The sequence below is a fragment of the Fusobacterium sp. FSA-380-WT-3A genome (genome assembly GCF_012843705.1).
GTDB lineage: Bacteria > Fusobacteriota > Fusobacteriia > Fusobacteriales > Fusobacteriaceae > Fusobacterium_B.
On sequence record NZ_JABAFQ010000005.1, the window covers coordinates 35,315 to 52,707 of the forward strand.

Consider the following 17,393-nt stretch of genomic DNA (forward strand, 5'->3'; position numbering starts at 1 on the left):
AGGTGATAAAATGATTCTAGCTTCAAATTCTCCAAGAAGAAAAGAGATTTTAGAAAATTTTGGTTTTAACTTAAAAATAATTACTAAAAATATTAAAGAAATAAGTGATAAAAAAAATATAACAGATAAAATTATGGATATTGCTAATAAAAAAGTTTTAGCTGTTGCTAAAGATTATCCCAATGATTATGTAGTTGGCTCTGATACTGTAGTGGTCATAGACAATGAAATTTTAGGGAAACCTAAAAATGAAAATGAAATTTATAATATGCTAAAAAAACTTTCTAATAGAGAACATGAAGTTATAACAAGTTTTTCTTTAGTAAATATATCTAAAAATTTATCTATTTCTGATTTTGAAATTTCAAAAGTACAATTTAAAAATATAAGTGATGAAGATATAAAATGGTATATAGATACTAAAGAGCCTTTTGACAAAGCTGGAGCTTATGGAATTCAAGGGAAAGGAAGTTTCTTTGTGGAAAAAATTCAAGGAGATTTTTTCTCAATAATGGGATTTCCTATTGGAAAATTTGTTAGAACTTTAAATAAAATTGGTATCTCTCTTAGTGATATAGATAAATTATAATAGGTGATTATAAAATGGAAAATTTCTTAATCAATGTTGATGAATTAAAAAATAAAATAGAGGCTATCCTTTTTATAGGTGGAGAAGATATAAAAATAAAAGATATATCTAAATTTTTTGGAATTCCTATAGATAAACTTATACCTATTATATATGAATTAAAAGGTGAAAGAAAATCATCTGGAATAAATATAGAAATCTCTGATTCTAATATTTATTTAGTTTCTAATCCAAAATATGGTGGTGTTATAAACAATTTCTTCGAGCAAGAGAAAAAACCTAAAAAATTATCTGCTGCTACCTTAGAAACTCTTTCTATAATAGCTTATAATCAACCTATTACAAAAAGTGAAATTGAATCTATAAGAGGAGTTAATGTAGATAGTATTATTGGAAACTTAGAGAGTAGAAAGTTTATAAGAATTTGTGGAAAAAAAGAAACTGTTGGAAGACCTAATCTTTATGAGGTTACAGAAAAATTTCTTGGATATTTAGGGATAGATTATGTTAATGAACTACCTAATTATCAAGAGATAAAAGAACAAATTGAAAGATTAAGTTATAGTGAAAATAAAGGAAATGAATAAAATTTTATGGAAAAAATAAGAATAAATAAATATTTAGCAAATTTAGGTATAGACTCAAGAAGAGCTATTGATAAACTTATTGAAGAGGGAAAAATTTTAGTTAATGGAAGTGTGGCTCTTTCTGGGATGAAAGTTGATGAAAATGATGAAATTATCATAAATGGGAAAAACATCAATAAAAAAACTCAAAGTAAAAAAGTATATTTTATGCTTAATAAACCTCAAAAAGTTTTATCAGCTGTAAAAGATGATAGAGGTAGAAAATTAGTTACAGATTTAATAGATACAGACGAAAGAATATTTCCAATTGGTCGTCTTGATTATGATACAGAGGGACTTATTATTCTAACCAATGATGGAGATATTTATAACAGAGTAATTCATCCTAGAGGAGAAGTTTTTAAAACTTATTATGTAGAAATTCAAGGAAATATCTCTATGACGTCTCTTAATAAGATAAAAAAAGGGATTGAGTTAGATGGAAAAATGACTCTTCCTGCAAAGGCAAAAATTATCTCTTCTACATCTAATAGTACAACTTTAAATGTATCTATAAAAGAAGGAAAAAATAGACAAATAAGAAGAATGTTTGAAAGTGTTGGACATAAAGTAACATTTTTAAAAAGAATTGCTATTGGTAATTTACTTTTAGATGAAAAACTTAAAATTGGTGATTATCGTCCACTTAAAAAAATTGAAATAAATTATCTATACTCATTGTAAGTAATTTTAATTGATATATAAAATCTTTAATATAAAGGGGGAAACAAATGGCTTTAACTAGAGAAGAAGTCTTAAAAGTAGCAAAACTTGCTAAACTTGAATTTAACAATGATGAAATTGAAAAATATCAAACTGAATTAAATGAAATTTTAAATTACATTGATATGTTAAATGAATTAGACACAGAAAATATTAAACCTTTATCTCAGGTAAACAATGATACTAATAATTTAAGGGAAGATGAAGTTAAACCTTCTCTTTCTGTAAAAGATGCTTTAAAAAATGCTCCTGAAGAAATTGATGGTACTGTTGTAGTTCCTAAAGTTGTTGGTGGAGAGTAAAAATTATATTATTTTGGGAGGAATTCTAATGAAAGAAATTTATGAACTTACAGCTTCAGAAGTTAGAAATAAAATTCTTAACAAAGAACTTACTTCTTTTGAAGTTGTTAATGCTATATTTGATAGAATAGAAAAAACTGATGAATTAATTGGAAGTTTTGTTTCATTAAGAAAAGAAAAAGCTCTTGAAGAGGCAAAATTAATTGATGAAAAAATTGCTAGAGGTGAAAAGGTAGGATATCTTGCTGGAGTTCCTGTGGCTATAAAAGATAATATGGTATCACTTAATGACCCTGCTACTTCTTGTTCTAAAATTCTTGAAGGTTATGAGGGAATTTATGATGCTACTGTTGTTACAAAATTAAAAGAAGCTGATGCAATAATTATAGGAAAAACTAATATGGATGAGTTTGCTATGGGAGGAAGTACAAAAACTTCTTGTTACAAACTTACAAAAAATCCTTGGGATACTTCAAAAGTTCCTGGAGGAAGTAGTGGAGGAGCAGCTTCTTCTATTGCTGCACAACAATGTTTTATATCTTTAGGTTCTGATACAGGTGGTAGTATTAGACAACCAGCTTCTTTCTGTGGAGTTGTTGGATTAAAACCTACTTATGGTAGAGTTTCAAGATATGGACTTATGGCTTTTGCTTCATCCCTTGACCAAATTGGACCTCTTGCAAAAAATGTAGAAGACATTGCTCTTGCTATGAATGTTATAGCTGGATATGATGATTATGATGCTACTGTTAGTAAATTAGAAGTTCCTAATTATACAGAATTTTTAGGAAAAGACATTAAAGGTATAAAAATTGGAGTTCCTAAAGAATATTTTGTAGATGGAATGAATGAAGATATTAAAAGAGTTATGTTTGAAGCTTTAGATAAATTAAAAGAATTAGGAGCAGAAATTGTAGATATTTCTCTTCCTCATACAAAATATGCTCTTCCTACTTATTATGTATTAGCTCCAGCTGAAGCTAGTGCAAACCTTGCTAGATTTGATGGAATAAGATATGGATATAGAAGTAAAAACGCTAAAGATATCAATGATTTATATGTAAAATCTAGAAGTGAAGGATTTGGTAGTGAAGTAAAAAGAAGAATTATGATAGGAACATATGTTTTAAGTGCTGGTTTCTATGATGCTTATTTCAAAAAAGCTCAAAAGGTTAGAGCTTTAATAAAAGCTGATTTTGACAAAGCTTTTGAAAGTGTAGATATGATATTTACACCTGTAGCACCTTCTACAGCATTCTCTCTTGATGCTGTAAAAACACCTTTAGAGTTATACTTAGAAGATATATTTACTCTTTCAGCAAACCTTGCTGGAGTTCCAGGACTTTCTATTCCTGCAGGACTTTCTAATGGTTTACCAGTAGGAATGCAACTTCTAGGAAGATATTTTGAAGAGGGAAAATTATTATCAGTAGGAAGTGCTTTTGAAAAAATAAGAGGGGAATGGAAACTTCCTGAGGGAGTTGAGAAATAATGATAAAAGAGTGGGAATCAGTAATAGGACTTGAAGTTCATCTTCAATTAAAAACAAATACAAAAGTTTGGTGTAATTGTAGTACAGATTATGATAGTGATGAACCAAACACTCATACATGTCCAATTTGTTTAGGACATCCTGGAGCTTTACCAAAATTAAATAAAAAAGTTTTAGAGTATGCTATAAAAACAGCTCTAGCTCTTAACTGTAAAATAAATCATGAATGTTCTTTTGATAGAAAAAATTATTTCTATCCAGATACTCCTAAGAATTATCAAATAACTCAATTTGAAAATTCTTATGCTGGAAAAGGATATTTAGATATTAATGTCAATGGAAAAGAAAAAAGAGTTGGAATTACAAAAATTCAAATAGAGGAAGATGCTGGAAAATCTATCCATGGAGTTAATGAATCTTTTATTAACTTTAACAGAGCTTCTATCCCTTTAGTTGAAATTATCTCTGAACCTGATATGAGAACTTCAGAAGAAGCTTATGAATATTTAACTTTACTTAAAAATACTATAAAATATACTGGTGTAAGTGATGTTTCTATGGAGCTTGGTTCTTTAAGATGTGATGCTAATATTTCTGTTCACTATAAAGGCGAACCATTTGGAACTAGAGTAGAAGTTAAAAACTTAAACTCATTTAAAGCAGTAGCAAGAGCTATTGATTATGAAATCAATAGACAAATAGAAGTTATAGAAAAAGGTGGAGTTATAGACCAAGAAACTAGAACTTGGGATGACGAACATCAAATCACAAAAGTTATGAGAAGTAAAGAAGAGGCTATGGATTACAGATATTTCCCTGAGCCAGACCTTTTAAAAGTTATAATTGAAGATGAAGAAATCGAAAGAATAAAAGTACTTATGCCAGAAAATATAGTTGATAAAATTCATAGATTTATAAATGAATATCAAATTCCTGAATATGATGCTAATATTCTTTGTGAGGATATAGAACTTGCTGATTATTTTGAAAAAGTTGCTCATGCTTCTAACAATCCAAAAGCAAGCTCTAACTGGATAATGACAGAAGTTTTAAAATATCTAAAAAATAATAATATAGAAATTAAAAACTTCCCAATTTTACCAGAAACTTTAGGAGAAATTATAACACTTATTGACAAAAATGTTATTTCTTCAAAAATAGCAAAAACTGTTTTTGAAATGAAATTTACTGATAATAGAACTCCTTCTCAAATAGTTGAAGAGGAAAAAATGGCTCAAGTAGTTGATTCTTCTGCTATTGAATCTTTAGTTGAAGAAGTTTTAGCAAATAATCCAAAATTAATTGAGGACTATAAAAATTCTGACGAAGGAAGAAAACCTAGAGTATTAAAAGGACTTGTAGGACAAGCTATGAAACTTTCTAAAGGAAAAGCAAATCCTCAAATGGTAACAGATTTAATTGTAGCAAAATTATCTTAATTTATGAATGTCTGGATTTTTCCAGACATTTTATTAAATCTTAAAATGTTTAAGGAGAATTATATGAAACTATGCATTGTATTTACTCTGTGCAAAGTTAATTTTAATTAGATTTTGTACAGAGTTCTAATAATTAACTTTGCACTTTTTTTATAAAAAATTATAAAAAGGAGTAAAGTTAATATGAAAAATTTAAAAAATTTTTATTTATTTATTATTGGACAATTTGTATCTCAATTTGGAAGTAAAATGACTAGTTATGGAGTTACTCTTTGGATTTATAAAAATACTCAATCTGTTTTTTATACATCATTAGTCACTCTTTGTTATTTAGTTCCTGAGATTTTACTTAATTTTATAGCGGGTACTTTAAGTGATAAATGGGAGAAAAAAACTATTCTTAAAATTACTGATACTATTTCAGGATTACTTTCTTTTATCATATTATTTCTTCTACTTTTAGAAAAGTTAAAGTTTCAATATCTCTTCATTATAAATATTATATTTGGAATTGCTGATGCTTTTCAGAATCCAACTTCTGAAGTGGTAATATCTTTAATTGTTTCAAAGGAAGATTATATAAAAACAAATGGTATTCGTTCTTTTTTTAAAGCTTTTTTAGATATATTTGTTCCTATTTTTTCAGTTTTTATATACTCATTTTGGGGGCTTAAATATATTATATTTATAGATTTATTAACTTTTATTTTTTGCTATGTAACCCTTGTATTCTATGTTAATATCCCAAAAATAAATCACACTCAATCTGAAACTACATTTTTTAAAAAGTTTATTTTTGGAATAAATTATATTATCTTAAATAAAGAAATTTTATATATAATTTTATTTATGGGATTTATTAACTTAATTTATGGAATATACTCAACTGCTTTATCTCCTATGATTTTATTAAAAACTCAAAATAATGATTTTCAACTTGGAATTGTGTCTAGTATGATTGGAATTGCTGGGATTATAGGAAGTATGCTTTTAAAATTTTTCCCACAAACTAAAAATTATTGTACACTTATTACAAATATTATGATTTTTTCCTTTGGGATTTGTAATTTTTCTTTAGGGTTTGGAAAAAATTATATAATTTGGAGTTTAGGGGTATTTTTAGGAAATATTTTAGTACCTTTATTATTAGCAAATGTTGATTATATTATGAGGGTAAAAATTCCCCTTGATTTACAAGGTAGAGTTTATGCTGCAAGAAATACTATTCAATTTATTTTTTTGCCAATAGGAATTTTTTTATCTGGTTTTATAAATGATTTTATAATTTTACCAGTTTTAAATTCAAATTATTATCTTTTAAATAAATTCTATTTTTTAGGAAATAATATTAGAGAAATTTCTATCTCTCTTCTTTATGTTACTATTGGCTTTATTGGTGTTATTGGTTGCTTATTCTTTAGAAAAAATAAAAATTTTAAAAAATTAAATAATTTTAATATTTAATTTAGAAGGAGAAAATATGATAAAAAATATTATATTTGATTTAGGAAATGTTTTAGTTTCCTTTCATCCAGAAAAATTTGTAAATGAAAATGTTCCAGAAATTTATAGAGAAAAATTTTTTCAAGTGGTTTTTGGAAGACAAGAGTGGAAAGATTTAGACAGAGGAACTTTAGAATATGATAAAGCCATAGAGATTTTTTCTAAAGAACTTCCAGAGTGTAGAGAAATCATAAAAAAAATGTTTGATACAAAAGTTATTGATTGTTTAGCTCCTATAACTTTCAATGCTGAGTTATTAAAAAAATTAAAAGAAAACTATAAACTTTATATAATATCAAATTTTCATTATCCAGCTTTTGATAATATTAATGAATTATGGGATTTCTTTAAATTATTTGATGGTAAAGTTATATCAGGACATTGTAAGCTTTTAAAACCTGAATATGAAATATATAATCTTCTTTTAGATACTTATAATTTGAAAGCTGAAGAATCTCTTTTTATAGATGATACAAAAGAAAATATTGAAGCTGCTAATGACTTAGGGATTGATACTATTCATTTAACTTCTCCTAATCTTTTAAAAGAAAAATTAATAGAAAAAGGAATTATATTATAATACATCATTTCATAATTATATCAACTGTATAAGAGGAAATTTTAAATTTGATTTAAACTTCTCTTCTCATACTTTTGGCAAAAAATTAGTTGCTGAAAATCTAAATTTTTTGGGAAGTAGAGATAATAATCTATATTTCCTTCAAAGAATCTAATATATTTAGAGGAAGAAAACAGATAAAAAAGAGAGATGTTTTACAATTTATAACATCTCTCTTTCTATTTTAATATTTTTTATATATTCCCTCTTCCCTTCTTTTTGTAGCTATTTTAGATAGGTAAGTTCCCTCTACTATATTTTTATATCCTGCTTTTTCTATCTGTGATTTATGAAATCTATAAACATACATCTTTGTGAATGGTGATTTTCAAAAGCCATACAACTTGATAGATGAATAACTACATTTTCTTTAGTGATTTTTCCCTCTTTTTTTAGTATTTTTGAAACATTATTTAAGAGAATATTAACTCCCTTTCCACTACAACCTCCACATTGAAAAGTTAAAAACCTAATTTCTTTATCTAATGGATAATCTTTAAAAAGGTGTTCTCTATTGAAAAAAGATTGCATACAATGAAATCCACTACATCTTCTTTTAGAAATTTCACATTGAATAACAATAATTAGTTTTGTTTCTTCCATATTATCACCTTTTTTAATTATTTTTATACATTATATCATATTTTTAAATTTTTTCTTATAAAAAAGGACTAGACTTTTATATCTAATCCTTTTTATATTTATTATTTATGACTTTTAGGAATTAATTATTTATCTAATATAATAACTTTTCCATCTTTTACAAATATTTCTCCATCAAATACCACAGTAGTATTATATAATACCATATCAATATGTACTTGAGAATCTACTTTTTGATCATAATATAGTCCATTTCCTAAGGCAAAATGTATTGTCCCTCTTGCTTTTTTCTCTTCTTCAAAATCTCCATTAAATAAAGATGTTGGATTTAATCCTATTCCTATTTCTGCTATATTATCACTATTTTCTACTTCGGCAAATAATTTTCTTAACTCTGTACAAATTTTTGGGTCTCCATCTAAAACATCTGTTACTCTTCCATTTGTTATTTGTAATTTTATTGGTTTTGTTGGTAATCCATAATAACACATTGGACCATCTATTACCATTGTTCCATTCATTGTTCCTTCAACAGGCCCTAATGAAACTTCTCCATCAGAAAATGCCATGCTTTCTCCAGGATTTCTTGCAATTCCACACTCTATAATTGGCATCATATCTATCATTTCAAAAGTTAAATCTGTTCCAGCTGGTGATGTTACTCTTGCATGTTTTTTATGCCACCATAATTTTTGTAATTCTACTCCATCAGCATAAACTTTTTCATAATCAGCTAAGGCTCCACCATGAATATAGTTATTTATATCTCTTAATACCATACAACATTCTCTTATTTTTTTCTCTCTTAAAAGAGCTTTCATTTTTATACTGTAAGCTGGTGCCCCAGAAGTTCTTGTCATAGGAATAAATACATCACATCCTTCCATTGCACATTCTAAAGCTTTTGGTACTGTTGTTCCATCTTCTTTTGTTCTTGCTGGCATCATTGCTATAGTATAATCTTTCCCATATTTTTTTGCTGCTGCTGCAAAAGCTTCTGCCATTCTCATATCACTTTCACTATCAATTGCAATTAAAACTTCTTCATGTTTTTTTACTCCTAATAAATCTCCTATGATTTTGTCTGCAATTCCCATTGCTTGAATTATTTTACTATCCATTTTTTCCTCCTAAAATTTTATACTTGTATTTTATGCTAAGTTTATTATTTGACCTAATGCTACTAATAATGCTGCTCCAACTGTCCAAAATACATAAATCTTTATTATGAATTTGAACCAATGAGTAAAAGATAATCCTGCAACTGATAAAGCTGCTAATAAAGTTCCATTTGTTGGATAAATATAATTTGTCATTCCATCTCCTAATTGAGAAGCTAAACAAACAACTTGTCTTGTTATTCCACCCATATCTGCTAAAGGTGTAACTATTGGCATTGTAATAACTGCTTGTCCACTTCCTGATGGAATAAAGAAATTAATTATACATTGTAAAATATATAATATCATTGAAGTTACTGCTGCATTTGAACCTTTTACAAATCTAGATAAGAAATGAATTACTGTATCTATAATTCTTGCATCTTCCATTATAACTAATACTGATCTTGCAAAGAAAATTATTAATATAGCTACTAAAACTTCTCTTATTCCATCTGTCATTAAATAACAAATATCATTTAATGAACGACCTGCTACAAATCCTGTTAAAAGAGTCATTGCAAAGAAACATCCTCCAAGTTGAGCAAAACCAAAATTTAATTTCATGCAACCATATACCATAAAAATAAATATTCCTAAAAATGTAAGTCCAGCTAGTTTTTCTCTTGTAGTTAAAATTTTCTCTTCTTTATTATCTTCTGTTTCTAAGAAACGTTTTCTATTAATTTCTTCTATATCAAGGGAAGCACTTTTTGTTGGATCAGCTTTAACTTTTTTAGCATAATTTACTAAAAAAATTAGACCTGTTACAAAGAAAAATACTAAAACTATAAATCTGTACCACATTCCTGAATACATACGAAGTTGTGCTATTTCATGAGCTATTCCTGTAAAAAATGGATTAGCTAAAGCTGCTGAAAATCCTGCAAAAGAACCTAAAAATACAATAGATACTCCTGTCATTGTATCATATCCCATTTTTAAACAAATAGGAACTATCAAAGCTACAAATACAACATCAAGTTCTCTCATTCCTGTAAATGAATGATGAGCTGCTATTGCTGCCATTATAGTACCAGCTAATAAAACAAAACTTTTATTTTCCATTTTTTTAGTTAAAGATTTAACTGCTGCATCTAATATTCCTATTCCTTTTAAAACTCCAAAAGCTCCTCCTATAAATGTTACTACTGCCATTACTCCTGATGCTTTCAAATATCCATGATAAAATGATTCAAAGAATTCTTTTATTCCTGCTGGATTTTTAGGAACTAAATGATAACTATTTGGATCAACTACTGTTTTACCTGCTTCGTTCACTATTCTATCATATTCACCTGCTGGTAAAATCCATGTTGCTATCATTGTCAAAACAACCATTAAAATCAATCCCCAAAACGGATGATTTATCCTCTTTTCCCTTTTTTTCTCTACCATTTTCATTCCTCCCTATTAAATAAACAATATTGTTTTGTATCTTTTTTATTTTTTATGAGCCCTTATAGTATCAATATACAATATATTTTTTATTTTGTCAAGCTCAAAATGTATTATTTTTATTTTTTATATTCTTATTCAAATCATTATTTTTAAAAAATAGTTCAACTTGATACTATTTTATATCAATATAATATTTTATGATTTTTAAAAGTTTTTATTTTTCTTAGCAAAAATATTATAGACATGATATAATAAAACTAAAAAGTATCAAAAATAGTTTCAATATGATAATGGAAGGAAGGAATTATGTCTTATAAAAAAATTCAAGAAATTATACAAAATAGAGAAAGAATGACCAACAAACAAAAAGAATTATGGGATTATATTATTACAAATGCTTCTGATATATCAATTTTATCAGCTAGTCAATTAGCTAAAAATGCTTCTGTTGGAAAAGCTACGTTTTTTAGATTTTTAAAAGATATTGGTTATGAAAGTTATTTAGAATTTAGACAAGACATTCATAACTATGTTAATGCAAATATTAACTCAAACTATTGGCAAACTCATGCTTTAATAAAAAAAGCAGAAGATGATAAAGAAAATTTTTTATATAATTCTATCCAAGAAGCCACAGAATTACTTGGAAATTTAATGACTGTTGGTTTAAATGAATCATTTAATAAAGCTATTGATTTAATTCAAAATTCTGAAGAAATAGCCATTTTAGGTTGTAGAACTTCTAAACAAGTCGCTAGATATTTTGAAAATCTTCTAATTCCTCTTGGAAAAAAGATAAATCAAATAAGTACAGATGAGCATCTAATTTTTGATAAAATTTCTACTATGTCTCCTAATGGAGTATTATTTTTAATTGCAGGTTGGCCATATTCAACAGCTATTGTTCAAGCTGGAGAATTAGCTAATAAATTAGGTATTCCAATCATCTTTTTAGCAAATAGTATCTCTTGTTCTATATCTTCATTTGCTGATGTTATATTATTAATTCCTAAATTAGATAATCGTTATACTGTAATTCCATTTGTTGCTGTTTTAGAAGCAATTACAAATGATTTATTTTCAAAAAATCATGAAATAGTTTCTATTAATTTAAAGAAAATTGATAGAACTCTTAATAAATATAAACAATTCACTTGGTAAAATAAAAATAGGAAGATTCTTTCTAATCTTCCTATTTTCTATTTAAAAATTCATTCATAAAATTTGAACCTAAAATTAATGTTCCACCTATAATTTCTGGAATACCTAAAGGTTCTTTTAGGAGAAAACCAGAAATTATAACAGCAAAAACAGGGTCAATATAACTTAAGACTGCCACAGTTTGAGCTTTTAATCTTTGAAGCGATGAAAAATATAAAAGATAAGCTATACCTGTATGAATAACTCCTAAAATTAATATATAAGGAATTGAACTTCCAGAAACTTTTAAAATTTTATTTTCCTCTACTATTAATACATAAGGTAAAAGAGTAATAGCTGCTACGAATAATTGAACTATTGTTATTTCTATTCCTTTTATACTTTTTAAAAATTTATTACTCAAAACTACACTAGCATAGAAACCAGCTGCTAAAAGTCCATACATTATTCCAATAAAATCTCTTTTATCATTAATTCCATCTATTCCTACTATAAATCCCATTCCAATTAGTGCCATAAATATACATATAACTTTAAAAAAATTTAACTTTTCTTTTAAAATTATAGGAGAAAAAATAGTTACAAAAACAGGTGCAAAGTAATAACTAAGTGTAGCATTAGAAATAGTTGTGTATCTATATCCTTGAAATAAGAATATCCAATTTAATCCCACAGCAAATCCTGAAAAAAATAAAATTTTAAAGTTATTTTTTATAGAAATTCTAGAAATTTTTTCTTTTGTAAAAAAAATAAATAGTAATAATACAATTCCACCTATAAATCCTCTAGTTAAAGCTATTTCACTTGATGAAAGCTCTATATTTTTTACAAATATCCCAATAGTTCCAAAAATTAGCATAGCAAGTATATTTTTTAATTTATCTTTTTCCATTGTATCACCTTCTATTGTTTTATTTGTTTTGATTATACTACAATTTTTTTTATAATTCTATAAAAAAATGAGGGTAGTCTCCCATCTACCCTCTCTATGTAAATCCCATTAATTTTTATGCTAATATATTTCTTTTTCCAACTGACATCATTAATTTTATTCTGTTTATTTGATTTACTTCAGAATAAGCAGGGTCATAATCTATTGAAACTATATTTGATTGAGAATATTCTTCCTTCAATCTTTTTATCATTCCTTTTCCTGTAATATGATTTGGTAAACATCCAAATGGTTGTACACAAACTATATTAGGAACTCCATGTTCAATAAGTTCTATCATTTCTCCCATTAAGAACCAACCTTCCCCTGATTGATGTCCTATAGAAATATGTTTTGAAGTTTTGTCAGCAATATGACCTATAAAGTCTTCTTGTTTGAATCTTTCGCATCTACTTAAAGCTCTGTTAACAAATCCTGTATAGAAACCTGTAACTTTTAAAGCAGCCTTAGCTCTCATACTAGCTAATTTTCCTTTAAATCTTTCTTTCAAGAAGTGTTCACTGTAAATACAATAATTTACAAAACTCATCAAGCTTGAAGTACGAGCTTCTCCACCTTCTGATTCTATAAAATCTACCAAATAATTATTTGCAAATGGACTAAATTTTACAAGAATTTCTCCCACTACTCCAACTCTAATTTTTTGTTCGCCCGTTATTTTTATAGATGAGAAATCATCTACAATATTATTTAAGTTGTTTCTAAATTGTAAAAGTTTTCCATTTTTTATATTTGGCCTTACTGCATCATACCATCTATCAAATACCTTTTGAGTAATTCCATGTATTGTTTCATAAGGTCTTACATGATATAGAAGTTTCATTAGGATATCCCCATAAGAAACAGCCATTAAAGTTTTATGAATTAACTTTGGTGTAAGTTTAAATCCTTCTTGTTTCTCATATCCCATAGTATTTAATGATAAAACTGGTACATTTGCAAATCCACTATCTCTTAAGGCTTTTTTCAAGAATCCTATATAATTTGTTGCCCGACAACTTCCCCCAGTTTGTGAAATCATAACAGCAGTTTTATTTACATTATATTTTCCCGATTTCAATGCTGATATTAATTCACCTATTACCAATATTGATGGATAGCAAGCATCGTTATTTACATACTGCAATCCTGTATTTAAAGCTTCTTTTGTTTCTTCTAATATTTCTAAATTATATCCCTCAGCTTTAAATGCATCTTTTATAAGTCCAAAATGTATTGGTGACATTTGTGGAGCTAGAATTGTATATTCCTCTTTCATTTTTTTAGTAAAATGATTTTTTCTATATTCAATTCTATTTTTTACTATTTTCTTTAAAGCTCTCTTTTTATCCTCTAAAGCTGCTAGTAAACTTCTAATTCTAATTCTTACAGCTCCCATATTACTTACTTCATCTATTTTTAAAATAGTATGAACTTTTCCATAGTTAGATAAAATCTCTTCTACTTGGTCTGTAGTAACTGCATCTAATCCACAACTAAAACTATTTAATTCTACTAACTCTAAATTTGGATGTTTTCCTACAAAAGTTGCTGCTCTATAAAGTCTTGAATGATAAGTCCATTGGTCTATAACTCTTAATCCTTCATCTAAATCTGTAAGACTGGCTACTGCATCTCCTGTAAGTACAGGGATTCCAAAAGAACTAATTATATTTGGAATTCCATGATGTATCTCTTTATCATTATGGTATGGTCTTCCACAAATAACAATTCCTGTTTTTCCTGTTCTTTCCAAATAATCCATTATCTCTTTAGCTTTGTTTTGTAAATCTCTTCTAAAATTATATCTTTCTTCCCAAGCATCATTTACAGCTAATTCAACTTCCTTTTTAGTAACTCCAAATTTTTGGAATTCTTCAAAAACAGTTTTTGCAAGAACTTCTTTACTTTCCATTGAGAAAAACGGTATCATCATATCTATATGTTTTTCTTTTATAATATCTAAGTTATTTTTTATAACTTCTGGATAAGATATTACTATTGGACAATTAAATTGATTTTGTGCTTTTTTATACTCTTTTTCTTCAAAGATTACACATGGATAAAATATTGTTTTTATACCTTTTTCAACTAAGTTTATAATATGTCCATGAACCATTTTTGCTGGATAACAAATAGAATCTGATGATATAGTATCCATCCCTTTTTCATATATTTTTTTATTTGAATCATCAGAAATTATTACTCTAAATCCTAGTTTAGTAAGTAGAGTAAACCAGAATGGATAAGAATCATAAATATTTAATACTCTAGGAATTCCTATTTCTCCTCTAATAGCTTTAGATGGTTCTAAAGGTTTATAATTAAATATTCTATTGTATTTATACTCAAACATATTAGGAACTTCTTCTTTTTTATTATTTCCTAAAGGTTTTTCACATCTATTACCTGATATAAATCTCTCTCCACTTTTAAATTTATGAATAGTTAAAAGACAATTGTTTCCACAAATTCCACATCTTGTTAAATTTGTTTGTGTAGTAAATCCATTTATATCTTGTAATGATAATAGTGATGATTTTTCTAATTTATGTTCTGCTGCATACTCTTTAGAAATAATAGCTGCTCCAAAAGCTCCCATAAGCCCTGCTATATTTGGTCTTACTGCTTCTCTTTCAGATATTAATTCAAAAGCTCTCAATACACAGTTATTTAAGAAAGTTCCTCCTTGAACAACTATTTTATTTCCAAGTTCCTCTTTATTTTTCATTTTTATTACTTTAAATAAAGTATTTTTTACTACAGAATATGATAGTCCTGCTGATATATCTCCAACATCTGCTCCATCTTTTTGAGCTTGTTTAACTTTTGAGTTCATAAATACTGTACATCTAGTTCCTAAATCTGAAGGAGCTTTAGCATTCATTCCCAACTCAGCAAACTCTTGAATTGAAAGTCCTAAACTTCCAGCAAAGGTTTCTAAGAAAGAACCACAACCAGAAGAACAAGCTTCGTTTAAAAGTATAGAAGTTATAACTCCATCTTTTATTTTTAAACATTTCATATCTTGACCACCAATATCAAGTATAAAATCTACATCTGGTGAGAAAAATTTAGCTCCTTTATAGTGAGCCATAGTTTCTACTACACCAACATCTACTTTTAAAGCTGCTTTTATTAAATTTTCTCCATATCCTGTAACACAAGAACTTTTTATTACTATTTTATCTGACATTTTAGAATATAGATTTCTTAAATTTTCTAAAACATTATCTAATGGATTTCCTTTATTATGAGAGTAATGTGAGTATAAAATCTCATTGTTTTCAGATACAAGGACTAGTTTTATTGTAGTAGAACCTGCATCGATACCTAAATAAGCATTTCCCTCATAAGTTTCTAAATCTCTTTTTTCTATTTTTTCTTTTTCATGTCTATCAAAGAATTCTTTTTTATCTTCTTCTGAAGAAAATAAAGGTTGCAAACTCATTGTTTCAGGAAGTCCTTTATTATCTAAAATAGAAACTTTTTCTTTTAACTCTTTAAAAGTGAACTCTTTTTTATTTTCTCTAGATAAAATACAAGCTCCTTGAGCAACAAAAAGCTGAGAATTTTCAGGGAAAATAATATCTTCGTCAGAAAGTTTTAAAGTTTCTATAAATCTTTTTCTCAATTCACTCAAAAAGAAAAGAGGTCCTCCAAGGAAAGCTACTTTACCAGTAATCTTTTTACCACAAGCTAAACCAGTTATAGTTTGGTTTACAACAGCTTGAAATACAGAAACTGCAATATTTTCCTTTCTTACCCCTTCATTTACTAATGGTTGTATATCTGTTTTTGCAAAAACTCCACATCTTGAAGCAATTGGATAAATTGTGTCATAATTTTTAGCAAGCTCATTAAGACCTGATGCATCAGTATCTAATAATGAAGCTATTTGGTCTACAAAAGCCCCTGTTCCTCCAGCACAACTTCCATTCATTCTTTGCTCCATATCATTTTTTAGATATGTTATTTTTGCATCTTCTCCACCTAATTCTATTGCTACATCTGTTTCTGGAATTACTGTTTCAATAGCTTTTATACAAGCGATAACCTCTTGAACGAAATCTACATCAATCCACTTAGCTACTCCCATTCCTCCAGAACCAGTAATGTTTATCTTAAAAGAAATATCAGTTCCAAACTTTTTTTCTATGCAAGCAAAAAAATCCTCAAAAAGTTCTTTCGAAGTCTCTCTTACATTAGAAAAATGTCTTTGGTAAACTGAGTAAATCACGTTGTTGTCTTCATCAAGGCAGACAATCTTTACAGTTGTTGAACCTACATCAGTTCCTAAAAATAATTTTTTCATGACAGTTTCTCCTTGTATAAAATTTTATTCAATTGTATTTTAGATGAATAAAATTTTATTAAATTCGGAGAATCCTATCTCTATATCGCATTAAAATAGAATAGGAAAATTCTATTTTTATTTTCTTTTCTATTATTTTTACAATTTTTTCAATTTCAAAAAATTCACCAAAAGATTTTACAAATGGTGGTAAAGTATCTCTTTCAACAAAAATTTCTAAAACTTTTATTCTTGAGATTCTCATTGAAATATAATTTGAAGATGTAGTAGTTGTATTTAATAAGACAACATTTTCTTTATGAGCTTTTGTAGCTACATTAGTAGGTTTTAAGTTTAAATTAAAATAAAAACTACGAGCTAAAACTACAGTTATAAAAACAGCTATAAAAAATATTAAATAACTTGCTTTTTTCTTATCAACTTCTACCATTTTACACCTCCTTATTATTTTCCAATTTTTTTGATTATACTACAAATTTCAAAAAAAATCAAAAAATTTTTTTTAAATGTAAAAAAATTTTTTCATAAT

15 protein-coding genes are annotated in these 17,393 nt (G+C 26.9%); 9 read left to right on the top strand and 6 right to left on the bottom strand.

All coding sequences use genetic code 11. The features are described 5' to 3' along the window. Positions 1 to 10 precede the first annotated feature (10 nt). The 8 genes from HF862_RS04785 (at position 11) to HF862_RS04820 (ending at position 7,254) form a co-directional block, all read left to right on the top strand. A complete protein-coding gene (locus HF862_RS04785) occupies positions 11 to 589 on the top strand; it encodes a nucleoside triphosphate pyrophosphatase (RefSeq protein WP_170186789.1) in 579 nt (192 codons plus the stop codon). Between the two features lie 14 nt (positions 590 to 603). Beyond that, a complete protein-coding gene (scpB, locus tag HF862_RS04790; RefSeq protein ID WP_170186790.1) occupies positions 604 to 1,176 on the top strand; it encodes an SMC-Scp complex subunit ScpB in 573 nt (190 codons plus the stop codon). A gap of 15 nt (positions 1,177 to 1,191) precedes the next feature. Continuing rightward, positions 1,192 to 1,899, top strand: coding sequence for a pseudouridine synthase (locus HF862_RS04795; protein ID WP_304206491.1), 708 nt, complete (start codon positions 1,192 to 1,194; stop codon positions 1,897 to 1,899). 47 nt (positions 1,900 to 1,946) lie between these two features. Next, positions 1,947 to 2,240, top strand: coding sequence for an Asp-tRNA(Asn)/Glu-tRNA(Gln) amidotransferase subunit GatC (gene gatC / locus HF862_RS04800; RefSeq protein ID WP_170186792.1), 294 nt, complete (start codon positions 1,947 to 1,949; stop codon positions 2,238 to 2,240). A 28-nt stretch (positions 2,241 to 2,268) separates the two neighbouring features. Then, the gene (gene gatA / locus HF862_RS04805; RefSeq protein ID WP_170186793.1) at positions 2,269 to 3,732 is read left to right on the top strand and encodes an Asp-tRNA(Asn)/Glu-tRNA(Gln) amidotransferase subunit GatA; all 1,464 of its coding nucleotides are present in this window, start codon (positions 2,269 to 2,271) and stop codon (positions 3,730 to 3,732) included. After that, positions 3,732 to 5,171, top strand: coding sequence for an Asp-tRNA(Asn)/Glu-tRNA(Gln) amidotransferase subunit GatB (gatB, locus tag HF862_RS04810; protein ID WP_170186794.1), 1,440 nt, complete (start codon positions 3,732 to 3,734; stop codon positions 5,169 to 5,171). The genes gatA and gatB overlap by 1 nt, the downstream gene beginning before the upstream one ends. A 183-nt stretch (positions 5,172 to 5,354) precedes the next feature. Continuing rightward, positions 5,355 to 6,635 (top strand): MFS transporter, encoded by a 1,281-nt coding sequence (locus HF862_RS04815; protein ID WP_170186795.1) that lies wholly within the window; start codon positions 5,355 to 5,357, stop codon positions 6,633 to 6,635. Between the two features lie 16 nt (positions 6,636 to 6,651). Next, positions 6,652 to 7,254: an HAD family phosphatase gene (locus HF862_RS04820; RefSeq protein WP_170186796.1), complete on the top strand. Its 603-nt coding sequence runs from the start codon at positions 6,652 to 6,654 to the stop codon at positions 7,252 to 7,254. A gap of 315 nt (positions 7,255 to 7,569) precedes the next feature. On the opposite strand, the gene HF862_RS04825 is transcribed toward HF862_RS04820, so the two are convergent. The 3 genes from HF862_RS04825 to HF862_RS04835 all read right to left on the bottom strand — a co-directional run bounded on the left by HF862_RS04825 (position 7,570) and on the right by HF862_RS04835 (position 10,454). Beyond that, the gene (locus tag HF862_RS04825) at positions 7,570 to 7,896 is read right to left on the bottom strand and encodes a CGGC domain-containing protein (protein WP_240934787.1); all 327 of its coding nucleotides are present in this window, start codon (positions 7,894 to 7,896) and stop codon (positions 7,570 to 7,572) included. A 125-nt stretch (positions 7,897 to 8,021) separates the two neighbouring features. Further along, on the bottom strand, positions 8,022 to 9,017 hold the full coding sequence (locus HF862_RS04830) for an aminopeptidase (protein WP_170186797.1): 996 nt from the start codon (positions 9,015 to 9,017) through the stop codon (positions 8,022 to 8,024). Positions 9,018 to 9,047: 30 nt separating this feature from the next. Continuing rightward, positions 9,048 to 10,454, bottom strand: a complete 1,407-nt coding sequence (locus tag HF862_RS04835; protein ID WP_206039020.1) for a YfcC family protein — start codon at positions 10,452 to 10,454, stop codon at positions 9,048 to 9,050. Positions 10,455 to 10,763: 309 nt separating this feature from the next. Here HF862_RS04835 and HF862_RS04840 point away from each other — a divergent pair, with 309 nt between their 5' ends. Then, the gene (locus HF862_RS04840) at positions 10,764 to 11,618 is read left to right on the top strand and encodes a MurR/RpiR family transcriptional regulator (RefSeq protein ID WP_170186799.1); all 855 of its coding nucleotides are present in this window, start codon (positions 10,764 to 10,766) and stop codon (positions 11,616 to 11,618) included. 31 nt (positions 11,619 to 11,649) lie between these two features. Here the strand turns inward: HF862_RS04840 and HF862_RS04845 are convergent, their stop codons facing one another. From HF862_RS04845 to HF862_RS04855, 3 genes are all read right to left on the bottom strand, one after another. Further along, a complete protein-coding gene (locus HF862_RS04845; RefSeq protein ID WP_170186800.1) occupies positions 11,650 to 12,510 on the bottom strand; it encodes a DMT family transporter in 861 nt (286 codons plus the stop codon). A 115-nt stretch (positions 12,511 to 12,625) separates the two neighbouring features. Further along, positions 12,626 to 16,864 (bottom strand): acyl-CoA dehydratase activase-related protein, encoded by a 4,239-nt coding sequence (locus HF862_RS04850; RefSeq protein ID WP_170186801.1) that lies wholly within the window; start codon positions 16,862 to 16,864, stop codon positions 12,626 to 12,628. Positions 16,865 to 16,922: 58 nt separating this feature from the next. Continuing rightward, positions 16,923 to 17,294: a hypothetical protein gene (locus tag HF862_RS04855; RefSeq protein WP_170186802.1), complete on the bottom strand. Its 372-nt coding sequence runs from the start codon at positions 17,292 to 17,294 to the stop codon at positions 16,923 to 16,925. Positions 17,295 to 17,393 lie beyond the last annotated feature (99 nt).

What these genes read in the sequence shown, in the direction of transcription:
- HF862_RS04785 (WP_170186789.1), top strand. Translation starts at nt 11, where the DNA reads ATGATTCTAGCTTCAAATTCTCCAAGAAGAAAAGAGATTTTAGAAAAT.
- scpB (WP_170186790.1), top strand. Translation starts at nt 604, where the DNA reads ATGGAAAATTTCTTAATCAATGTTGATGAATTAAAAAATAAAATAGAG.
- gatC (WP_170186792.1), top strand. Translation starts at nt 1,947, where the DNA reads ATGGCTTTAACTAGAGAAGAAGTCTTAAAAGTAGCAAAACTTGCTAAA.
- gatA (WP_170186793.1), top strand. Translation starts at nt 2,269, where the DNA reads ATGAAAGAAATTTATGAACTTACAGCTTCAGAAGTTAGAAATAAAATT.
- gatB (WP_170186794.1), top strand. Translation starts at nt 3,732, where the DNA reads ATGATAAAAGAGTGGGAATCAGTAATAGGACTTGAAGTTCATCTTCAA.
- HF862_RS04815 (WP_170186795.1), top strand. Translation starts at nt 5,355, where the DNA reads ATGAAAAATTTAAAAAATTTTTATTTATTTATTATTGGACAATTTGTA.
- HF862_RS04820 (WP_170186796.1), top strand. Translation starts at nt 6,652, where the DNA reads ATGATAAAAAATATTATATTTGATTTAGGAAATGTTTTAGTTTCCTTT.
- HF862_RS04825 (WP_240934787.1), bottom strand. Translation starts at nt 7,896, where the DNA reads ATGGAAGAAACAAAACTAATTATTGTTATTCAATGTGAAATTTCTAAA.
- HF862_RS04830 (WP_170186797.1), bottom strand. Translation starts at nt 9,017, where the DNA reads ATGGATAGTAAAATAATTCAAGCAATGGGAATTGCAGACAAAATCATA.
- HF862_RS04835 (WP_206039020.1), bottom strand. Translation starts at nt 10,454, where the DNA reads ATGGTAGAGAAAAAAAGGGAAAAGAGGATAAATCATCCGTTTTGGGGA.
- HF862_RS04840 (WP_170186799.1), top strand. Translation starts at nt 10,764, where the DNA reads ATGTCTTATAAAAAAATTCAAGAAATTATACAAAATAGAGAAAGAATG.
- HF862_RS04845 (WP_170186800.1), bottom strand. Translation starts at nt 12,510, where the DNA reads ATGGAAAAAGATAAATTAAAAAATATACTTGCTATGCTAATTTTTGGA.
- HF862_RS04850 (WP_170186801.1), bottom strand. Translation starts at nt 16,864, where the DNA reads ATGAAAAAATTATTTTTAGGAACTGATGTAGGTTCAACAACTGTAAAG.
- HF862_RS04855 (WP_170186802.1), bottom strand. Translation starts at nt 17,294, where the DNA reads ATGGTAGAAGTTGATAAGAAAAAAGCAAGTTATTTAATATTTTTTATA.